The sequence below is a fragment of the Zavarzinella formosa DSM 19928 genome (assembly GCF_000255705.1).
Taxonomy (GTDB): domain Bacteria; phylum Planctomycetota; class Planctomycetia; order Gemmatales; family Gemmataceae; genus Zavarzinella; species Zavarzinella formosa.
Genome location: NZ_JH636440.1, coordinates 420,558 through 430,020 on the forward strand (window position 1 = coordinate 420,558; position 9,463 = coordinate 430,020).

A 9,463-nucleotide genomic window follows, 5' to 3' on the forward strand; every position below is an offset into this window, starting at 1 on the left:
TAGACGAGTAATAGCTACAATAGAGGCGAAATTCGGCAAATGTCGCCCCAAGCCCTGAAAGCTGACGCTGAGCTTGTTTTTGGAAGAAAAAAGTATGATTTTTTTGAGGCCACGCAACACAAAATTGGCCTGAAATCCTAGAGTTGGGCATAAGGCACATTCGTGCTTTGGCGGTCTTGGAACCCGTGAGAACTATTCCCAAGATTATCGTTCCTTTTTTCGGCTCAACGCCCGGTCCAAGTACCGCCCTAACATCTCCCGGCGCAAAGCAAACTGGCGGGCGAGTGTCTCCACCTCTGACTCATCCAGTTTCCGGAAGCGGATCACATCACCCGGTCGTAATCGTCCCAACGCCGGAAGCTCATCCGTCAGAACGTGGGCGACTTTGGGGTAGCCGCCGATGGTTTGGCCGTCCATGCCCAGCACGACGGGGAGGCCGTCGTTGGTGATTTGCACGGCGCCGGGGGCGACCGCTTCGGAGACGAGTTCGCCGGGTCTTCGCGTCAGCGGTTCGCCGAGCAGGCGCAAGCCCATGCGGTTTCCGGCGGGGGAGGCTTTGTATTCGCGTTCCCAAAACGAGCCGTCGAACCAATCGGCTTGCGGGCCCGGCAGACTGCGCAGCACGCCGGGGGTTTCCAAGGCAGGTTGTTCCAGCAGGATCGCCGCCAATTCGGGAAACGTGGTGGCGGGAAGCGTGCGGCCGGGAATGGTTGAGGGTTCGCAGGGCAATTCCGCGTTGGCCGGCAGCGGGGCGAAGCCAGTGCGGCTTCCCAAGATCTCGGGGACTTGAAACCCGCCGACGACCGCCAGATATGCCCGGCAGCCGGACGGGGTGCCGCCGATATCGAGTGTTTGACCCGGCTTCAAAGTGAAGGAGGAACCGGCGGGGATCTCCTCGCCATCCCGCCTGATCGTGAACGGGGCGCCGAACAATGCCAGCCCGACCGGGTGATCGGTAACCACGCACGGGCCGGCGAGGGTGATTTCCAAGGCGGGGCAATCAGCCGGGTTGCCGACGAGGCGATTGGCCACGGCCATCGACGGGCCATCGGCGGGGCCGCCAATGGGGACGCCCAATGATCGCGTGCGGGGTCGGCCGCCATCAACGACGAGCGTGTGCAAACCGGGACGGGTAAGGCGAATGCTCACACGAAGGATTTCAGTTCCACGTTTTGACGAACCAACTCGGTCCGCACCGCCCGCGCGAATTCGACGGCCTGCGGATGATCGCCGTGAACGCACACGGTGTCGATGACTCCATGAGTCAACAGATTCAACACTTGGCTCACGGCTTCCTCGGGCGTTTCGATGCTCGCACCCGGCTGGCCACGGGGAACGAGCCGGCCATCGGGCAAATAACGGCGATCCGCGAAGCCTTCTGCAACGAATCGCACCCGACCCTTGGCCCGTTCTTGTAACCGCGACCCCGGCATCCCGACCACCGGCAGACCGGCCATCGCGGCGGCGCAGATCACGGCCTCCGCATATTGATCGTCCCCGTGGGCCTGATGATACAACGCCCCGTGCGGCTTGACGTAGCGCACTTCCACGCCAAGCAACTTGCCCCAGACCCGCAGTTGTTGGATTTGCTCGAAGGTTTGTTCCAGCACATCGCGGGATGGGATCAGCAACTCGCGCCGACCAAAGTGTTCCCGGTCCGCATGGCCGGGATGCGCTCCGACAACGACGTTATGCTGCCGGCAAAGTTTCAACGTGTTAAGGATGTCCTCCGGCGTGCCGGCATGCCAGCCGCACGACACATTGGCTGACGTGATGAGCGGAATCACCTCCGCATCAGCGCCGATGCCCTCGCCGAGATCGCAATTAAGATCGAGAATCATGGCATTTCGGGAGGAATAAGTTTTCCCGCATCATACAGGATTGATCAAGGAGACGCTTTTTCCGAATCAGAGCGACGAGTTCTCCAAACCACGATTTGTGAAGCCGCGACGCGAAGTCTTCGGAGCGGAGCGCGGACTTGCCGCATCATGCGATTGCCACCGCTGTCAGCGATTGTTTGCCGGAAGTCCGCGCTCCGCTCCGAAGACTCCGCGTCGCGGCTTCACGGGATTATTCACCCCAACTCGCAATTTCGCATGTGTTCCAAACTCTTCGTGGCAATCGTCTCCGGGTCCGGGGAGTAGTCGAACACTTCGACGGATACCCAGCCCTGATAATTCACATCCCGCAAGGCCCGGAAGATGGGGATGAAGTCGGTTTCCCCGAAGCCGGGACCGCGGCGGTTGGCGTCGTTGGCGTGGAAGTGCTTCATCGCCGGGGCGAATTGCCGGATCACGTCCGGCACGGGGATGGCCTCGGAGGACATCGCCTTCACGTCGAGGTGGAGCTTCACAAACGGGTGGGCGATGCGGTTCATCATCGCCAACCCCTCGGCGGCGGTTTGCATGAAATCCGTCTCCGAGGGCGCCAGCGGTTCGAGGGCCAGCGTCACCCCCTGGCGTTCCAGTTCCGGGAGGGCGTGGCTGATCGCGTCGATGGCGAGATCCTCGGCCGTTTGCTTGGTGCCCCCCGGCGGGATCTTGCGTTGCATCGGCGAACCCAGCACCAGAATATCTCCGCCGAGATCGCGGCAGGCCTTCGCCAGTTCCGCGAGATAGAGGCCGGTCCGTTTGCGAATCTCCGCATCCGGCGAGGTGAGCATGAAGCCTTCGGTCTTGGCGAGGAGCCAGTGCAGGCCGATAAGGGTCAGCCCCCGTGATTCGGCTTGTTGGCGAAGCTCGGCCCGGCGGGACGCGGACACGTCCGTGATGAGCGGAGCCAGCGTGAACGGCGCCATCTCCAGCCCGGTGTAACCGGCGGCGGCCGTGAATTCGCAGACTTTTTCGTGGGGCCAGTCCACAAAGGTTTCGTTGCAGATTGCGTAACGGAAACTCACGGCAGCGTCACTTTCTCTCGGGGGGTTGCGGAATCGCGGTCCGTGTCGGCCACGTCGAGGGTCAGCCGGGATTTGCCCTGCGCGGCCCGGTAAAACTCGGCTGGCGTGTTGACGGCGATGCCATCGACGGAAACGACCACCAGACGGGTATTCGCCGCTTTCTTGCCCATTTTGCGGTCGGCGTCGCTACCCGGCACAATTTCGCGGATCAGCACGCCGGACTCAATCGCCCCGTCGCCGGGGATGGTGCTGAGGTAGTCAACCGTGATCCCATGCACCGGCCGGGGCCGGTTGGCCGCGATGAACGGCTCCGAATGAGAGGCCTTCACCAATCGCACGGAGACCGTGCGGCCGCCGCGCAGAGTGATCTTCGACTCGTTGCCCGCAAGGGCGGTGGCGATGTGCAGGAACAAATCGTCGTGTTCCCTCATCGGGGCGCCGTCGATGGCGGTGATGTAATCGCCGCCGCGAATCCCGGCCCGCGCGGCGGGGGTGCCAGGGGAGACATCGCGGACGAGAATGCCGCCGCCAACCGGCTTGTCGTCCGGCTGGACGGATACGCCGAGAAAGCCGTATTCCACTTCCTGCCCCTGCTTCAACACATCGATGATTTTTCGGGTGTTTGGAGACATCGGGATGGCGTATCCCCCCGCCGTCTCGCCGCCGGTGAGGGCGGCGAGCGAAGTGGAGAGGCCGATCAGTTCGCCGTTGAGATTCAGGATGGCGCCGCCGGAACAGCCGAAGTTTAGCCGGGCGTCCGTCTGGAGCAGGGTGGCATATTGGGTCAGCGGTTTGGTGCGTTTGACCTCGTCCGTCGGGCCGGGGCCGCGTCGGCGGATGTTGGAGATGATGCCCCACGAAGCGCTCGGGCTGCCGTCCCGGAACCCCGTGCCGAGGAGGTTCGCCAGCGAGACAATCCAATCCCCCTTGCGAACCCGCGTGCCGTCGCCAAAGGTGATTGGTTTCAAGGTGAGCGGCGTGATGACTCTCAACACCGCCAAGTCGGCCCGCGAATCGGCCCCGATGATGTCCGCGTAGCTTCCCTTGGAATCGCCCGGCAGCCGGACGTAGATTTTCGTCGCCTTCTCGATCACATGGTAATTCGTCAGGATCAGGCCGGTGGCATCCAGCACGACGCCGGAGCCGAAGCTGTCCGGCACGGCCTCGGGGTCGGCCAAGTCAAGCCGTTTCACCAAGGCAAGCTGGACGCCGTCCGCAAGGCGCATATGCCGGATCGGGTTGAACCCGCCGAGTTTGCCGGGAATGGCGGGGGAAGGCACTTCGTTCAATTCGGCATACTTGCCCGAACGGGAGACCAGCACGCAGGCGACGGAAGGCTCGGCCTTCTCAATCACCTGATGGATGGTTTGCTGCAATTCAAGGGCGCCGGGGGGAATCTCGGCCCATGCCGTCGCCGGCAGCAGAAGCCAGACGCACCAAAGAACTCGTCTCATCAGGCGGCTCCGCCACGGGGATCAATCGGGGCGTACCATAACCCCACGGTTGGATTCTATTCCGTTGTCCAGCGAGAAAACCATGAGCCGATACTTTCCCTCTCCCGCCGAGTGTGGTCATCATGTGATTTTCGGATGCGTCGCCATCCGCACCTATGCCGGAGACCATCTGCAACTCTCCCTTGTGGACATCCCGGCCGAGGGGGTCGTTGACTGGCACAGCCACGTCAACGAGCAAATGGGGATGATGATTTCCGGCCGGGCGACCTTTCACATCGGCGAAGAGGAGCGAGAACTCGGGCCGGGTGATTTCTATTGCATCCCCGGCGGCGTGCGCCACAAAGTCGTCCCGGTCGGCGGCGCCGGCCAGGCGCTGGACATCTTTTACCCGGTGCGGGAAGAATACAAATAAACCGCAGTGATTCTTGTGTGTTGTTTGGAAAGTACTCCGCACGCTCCGCGTGCGGTTTTTGGATTTTAGCCTGCCCAAGAGACTGATTGTGGGGGAAGATTCTGGCCGCACGCGGAGCGTGCGGAGCACTTTGATCTCCGACCGCTTTGTTCTTTCTGCTTGCTCTAAAAGTATGAAACGCCGGATTACTTCTTTTCCGGCGGCGGCGGGGGGTTCAGGGCCTTCTGAATGTCGGCCCCTTTCACCGAGCCGGTGACCACGACGGTCTTTTCTTTCGGGTTCACCCGCACCGTGCGGAGCAATTCCACCACCGGGCGCATTTCCGGCTGGTCCTCGGCGGCGGCGACCGCTTGAAGTTTCAACAGCAAGACCACCCCGCCGAGCAGGTTGCTCAATTGCTGCGCGGCCATCGGGTTCGGGGTGTTGATGACGGAGTTCAGCGCCACATCCTTGGTGATGTTCACGGAGGCGGTCACCCAGTCCACGCCCTGAAGGTTCTGTTTCAATTGCTCGTTTGGCACATTGATGGTGGCGAATTTCCCCTTCACCCACGCCTGCACAAAGATGGGAGCCGTGGATTTGGTCACGGCGATCACCCCGGCCAGTTCCTTCGAGATCACCGGCTTGCGGTCGCCGCCCGCCGCTGTGAACGCCCCGGCGAGGGCTTCCTCGGACGGGGCGATGACCATCAGGCTTTCGCTGATGATGGCCGTGTACATCGTCTCGCCCTCGTTGCTTCCCGCCACTTTGTAAGCGGGTTTGTCAGCCACCTTCACGGCGGTGATGCGGCCGGGGTTCTTGGCCATGAACGCCTCGGCCGAGGCGGTGACTTTCTTCGGATCGAACTTGCCTTCCATCAACACGAATGGCTTCAACGGATTGGTTTTGTCCGCGTCCACGCCGATGACGACGCGGTCGAAATCCTTCATCAAATCAACGCCCGAAGCCTCGACGGCATCGGAGGCTTGTTTGCTGGCTTTCAGCAAAAGCTTCATCAGATCGCCGCCGATGTTCTTGAGCAGTTCGCTCTCCGTCACCTGTTTCGACTGGATGGTGATGACCACATCCGTCTCGGCCGGCAGAAACGGAATGGGATCGACGCACCGGCCGACCGAGACGGCGGCCAGCAACATGAGGACGGACAGGGAACGGTGTGGCATCTTCCTGATCTCAGTGAGAGGGGACGGGCAAGGCAGCCCGCGTTCGGTTGGGCACGATGTTACCCGAAAGACGCCGAATCGGCAACCGACTTGCGAAGGCGGGACGATGGATTTTGCCAGGAGCGATTTGCCGGATGGTGCAAACAACAAGACGCCATCGACGCCATCGGCATGACTATCAATGAGGCAAAAGGGAGCCTCTCATGCGTCATCCGCTTCTCATCATGTTTCTGCTTGCCGGGAGCGTCGGCATCGTCCAGGCCGATGAAAAGCCCCCGGAACTCAAAATCTCGGATGAGGAACAAGCTATCGTTGACGCCACCAACGCGGAGCGGAAGAAGGCCGAATTGCCGTTGCTGAAACCCAACGCGAAGCTCTTCGCCGCCGCCCGAAGTCATGCGGCCAACATGGCGAAACAGGACATGCTTGAACACACTCTCGACGAGAAATCCACCGGAGATCGTGTGAAGGCGTTGGGTTACAAATTCGCCCGGATCGGGGAAAACATTGCTCGAAATCAGAATACGCCGAAGGAAGTGTTGGAAGGCTGGATGAACTCCGAAGACCACAAAGAAAACATTCTCACGAAGGAATACACCGAGATCGGCGTGGCCATTGCCAAAAACGAGAAGGAGGAGTGCTATTGGATACAAGTCTTCGGCACACCCCGATAATCGCCGGATTTTCGGGATATTGCAAAGCGATCTGATTCAACAGGTTGCGTCGTGTCATGCATGTCTCATGCCGGTTGTTTTTCACGAACCGGCGAACCTGATCGCGTGTCTGTTGTCGCAAATCTCCCCAACGCATCGATCAATCGATGCAGGCGATTAGTAACCATGTTGAACGTCATCAGGCATTGCCTCGGTGGGGTTCTTCGATTCCCGCCTGGCCGCCTGGTGTTCGTTCAACGGAACGGACGAGGATCATGGACATCTGGCATGAGGTGGGCAGCCGAGGCGTGGGCGTGTGTCTGGGGCTGGTGGCCGGGACGGCCATCACGGCCATCGTCACCCGGTGGAAGCGGCACTGCGAACGCCGGAGCATCATGCGGGGCGACGCCCGCGACACCATTGTCATCAACCATCATGTGATTGAAACACACGATGAACCGCTGATCGAAGGGGAACCCCCGATCAAGCGGCCCAAGACGCTGCGGCTTCGCACGCTGGGCCAGGCCGAGGTGAGCCGGGTGGTGCCGAACGGGCACCTCGCCGACGTGCTGATGAAGCGAGCTTTCGCCGTGACCCACCGGCACACACTGATCTCGATGGACGGCGCCGAGGGTTCATACCTCTTGGAAACGCTGACGAACTTTGTGTGCGACCGCGTGGCGAACGGCCCGTTCCCGCACGGCCTTTATGTGATGGCCCCGTGCTGCGAACCGGCGGGGTTGGCCGAGCATCAGCCGATCACGATTCTGTTGATCTCCGTGGATGACCTCGCCCTGTTCGAGGATTGGTGGACCTGCCGGGATGTTCACGTGGAACACAACTCGGACGGCGCCCGCGTGCTGACGCTGATGGAAATGGCCCGCCGGTACAAGTCCGAACACACCGAGTTGAAACGCCTGCGGGCCGAGGGCAAACGAACCCGCTATGTGGAAACGATGTACGTTCTCGACCTGGCCCTGGACAAAGAAACCGCCGACATCCCGGTGAAACCCATCCCGTGGTCACGGTTTGAGGGGTTGTTGAAAGAGATGGATTTGCAAGGGTAAGGGGTCAACGATCCGCACAACTGTCACGAAGTATGTGCGGGAGATCACCGAGGGCGAATAGTCAGACTGACGGCCCCATTATTGAACCTTTTGTTTGGCGCCATTGCCCGTTCTCGATCACCAGGTGGCATGAAATGGCCGTGGCGAACAACTACCGAATGCGCGAGGGATGGTAATTCGCAGGATTCAATAATTCTGGGGCGATTTTGGAGTTATCCCGAAACGGTGGAGACAAAAAAAGCCACAAGTCCTTAAGACTTGTGGCTTTTTAAACTGCCTTCGCACGGGCTCGAACCGTGGACCCGCTGATTAAGAGTCAGCTGCTCTACCAACTGAGCTACGAAGGCTTTGGACACACTTAATTTAAGTACGAACCGGGCGGGCTTCAAGGGGCGCGCCTGAAAATCTCGCGTCGGCCGTCTGCGTGGTTAGGGAGTCTGGAACCCCCCGGTTGGGTTCGCGGCGTTTTCTTGGATTCCGCGTTTTCGTTGCCGGTAATACTTCAAACCGGGCACAAAGAAACTCACGGCCATTGTCAGGCCGAGCAGGATGATCCGCCAGTCGGGGATCAGGGGCATCACCATCGCCGTCACGAACATCATCAGGGCCAGCAGGTAAAAGCGCCCCGACAAAATGCCCGCCTTGAAGACAAACACCATCCCGGCCGACACCGCGATCGCGGGGGAAAGCGTCAGCACCCGGAAGTCCATGATCACTTCGATCAGGAAGAACATGATCGAGGAAATCACCCCGGCGGCCCAGGCATGGGCGATCTGGCGCTCCACAAACAACACCGGCCCCGCCCGGCGGCGCAGGCGCCAGAGGATCATCCCCCACGCGACCAGCCCGACGCTCCACAGGGCCAGATAGGCCCCGTGATTGCGGATGCCCACCCATTCCATCACCTGCGTGAGCAAACACAACAAGAGCGTGGCGAGGCTATGCCACATCCATAACAGGCCCCAGTTTTCCAGCACGCCGATGTGGTGCGTCTCTCGCATCAACCGGGCGAACAGATAGCCAAACCCGCTCGGGCGGGACGACATTGCCTCCCCGGCGAGGTGGGCCTCCAGGTCGTCGGCGAGTTCGGCGGCCGTGTCGTAGCGAAGATGCACTGGCTTTTGCAGGCACTTCAGGCAGATCATTTCCAAATCGCGGTCCAACCCCGGTGTCAAAAGCCGGGGAGAGACGGGTTCTTGTTCGACCACCATGAATAACGCATCCACGGCGTTCGACGCTTGGAACGGCGGCCGGCCGGTGAGCAGTTCATACAAGATGGCCCCGAGGGCATAAACATCGGCGGCGGCGGTCAGTTCCCGGCGGCCGGTCGCCTGCTCGGGGGACATATAACCGGGCGTGCCGACGATGGCCCCGGTTTGTGTCCGCCAATCGGGAATGCTGCCGGGCGCCGAATGGAGTCGGCGGGCGAGGCCGAAGTCGGTCACCTTGGGGGAATACTCGGGAATCGGCGCCCGCGATTCAGAACCGGCGTCTTTCGCCGCTTGCTTGTCATCCTTGGGATTGGTTTTCGGCTCCGGACTCCGCGTTTCGGGTTCCGGATGCGACAAGAGGATGTTGGCCGGTTTCAAATCACGGTGGAGGATGTTGCGTTCGTGGGCCTGATGCACCGCCCGCGCGACATCGGCGAGCAGACGGGCGGCCACGCGCGGGGGCACCGGCCCCTCGGCGAGTTGTTGCGAGAGCGTGCGGCCGGCCACATACTCCATCACGATATACGGCAAGCCGTTTTGATGCCCCACTTCGTAAACGGTGACGATGTTCGGGTGCTTCAACTTGGCGGCGGCGGCGGCTTCGGCGAGG

9 protein-coding genes and 1 tRNA gene are annotated in these 9,463 nt (G+C 61.0%); 3 read left to right on the top strand and 7 right to left on the bottom strand.

Annotation, left to right across the window (positions count from 1 at the left end; translation table 11 throughout):
- Positions 1–204: 204 nt before the first annotated feature.
- The 4 genes from BGIM_RS50095 to BGIM_RS0112635 all read right to left on the bottom strand — a co-directional run bounded on the left by BGIM_RS50095 (position 205) and on the right by BGIM_RS0112635 (position 4,350).
- Positions 205–1,149: a 5-oxoprolinase subunit C family protein gene (locus BGIM_RS50095; RefSeq protein ID WP_020470129.1), complete on the bottom strand. Its 945-nt coding sequence runs from the start codon at positions 1,147–1,149 to the stop codon at positions 205–207.
- Entirely contained in the window at positions 1,146–1,841 is a 696-nt protein-coding gene (locus BGIM_RS0112625) for a 5-oxoprolinase subunit PxpA (protein WP_020470130.1), read from the bottom strand. Before BGIM_RS0112625 ends, BGIM_RS50095 begins: the two co-directional genes overlap by 4 nt.
- Before the next feature lie 233 nt (positions 1,842–2,074).
- Positions 2,075–2,896 (bottom strand): sugar phosphate isomerase/epimerase family protein, encoded by an 822-nt coding sequence (locus BGIM_RS0112630; protein ID WP_020470131.1) that lies wholly within the window; start codon positions 2,894–2,896, stop codon positions 2,075–2,077.
- Positions 2,893–4,350 (bottom strand): trypsin-like peptidase domain-containing protein, encoded by a 1,458-nt coding sequence (locus tag BGIM_RS0112635; protein WP_020470132.1) that lies wholly within the window; start codon positions 4,348–4,350, stop codon positions 2,893–2,895. Before BGIM_RS0112635 ends, BGIM_RS0112630 begins: the two co-directional genes overlap by 4 nt.
- 82 nt (positions 4,351–4,432) lie before the next feature.
- Between BGIM_RS0112635 and BGIM_RS0112640 the strand changes: the two genes are divergently transcribed.
- Positions 4,433–4,762 carry a cupin domain-containing protein gene (locus tag BGIM_RS0112640; protein WP_020470133.1) on the top strand — a complete coding sequence of 110 codons (330 nt, stop codon included), beginning with the start codon at positions 4,433–4,435 and terminating at the stop codon, positions 4,760–4,762.
- Positions 4,763–4,947: 185 nt separating this feature from the next.
- Here BGIM_RS0112640 and BGIM_RS0112645 read toward each other — a convergent pair whose 3' ends face one another.
- A complete protein-coding gene (locus tag BGIM_RS0112645; protein WP_020470134.1) occupies positions 4,948–5,922 on the bottom strand; it encodes a hypothetical protein in 975 nt (324 codons plus the stop codon).
- 203 nt (positions 5,923–6,125) lie between these two features.
- Between BGIM_RS0112645 and BGIM_RS0112650 the strand changes: the two genes are divergently transcribed.
- Positions 6,126–6,596, top strand: a complete 471-nt coding sequence (locus BGIM_RS0112650) for a CAP domain-containing protein (protein WP_020470135.1) — start codon at positions 6,126–6,128, stop codon at positions 6,594–6,596.
- A 254-nt stretch (positions 6,597–6,850) separates the two neighbouring features.
- Positions 6,851–7,642, top strand: a complete 792-nt coding sequence (locus BGIM_RS0112655) for a hypothetical protein (RefSeq protein ID WP_020470136.1) — start codon at positions 6,851–6,853, stop codon at positions 7,640–7,642.
- Between the two features lie 274 nt (positions 7,643–7,916).
- On the opposite strand, the gene BGIM_RS0112660 is transcribed toward BGIM_RS0112655, so the two are convergent.
- Both BGIM_RS0112660 and BGIM_RS0112665 read right to left on the bottom strand, forming a co-directional pair.
- Positions 7,917–7,989, bottom strand: a tRNA-Lys gene (locus BGIM_RS0112660).
- Between the two features lie 81 nt (positions 7,990–8,070).
- Positions 8,071–9,463, bottom strand: a 1,393-nt coding sequence (locus BGIM_RS0112665; RefSeq protein ID WP_157369093.1) for a serine/threonine-protein kinase, incomplete at its 5' end; no start/stop codon positions are given.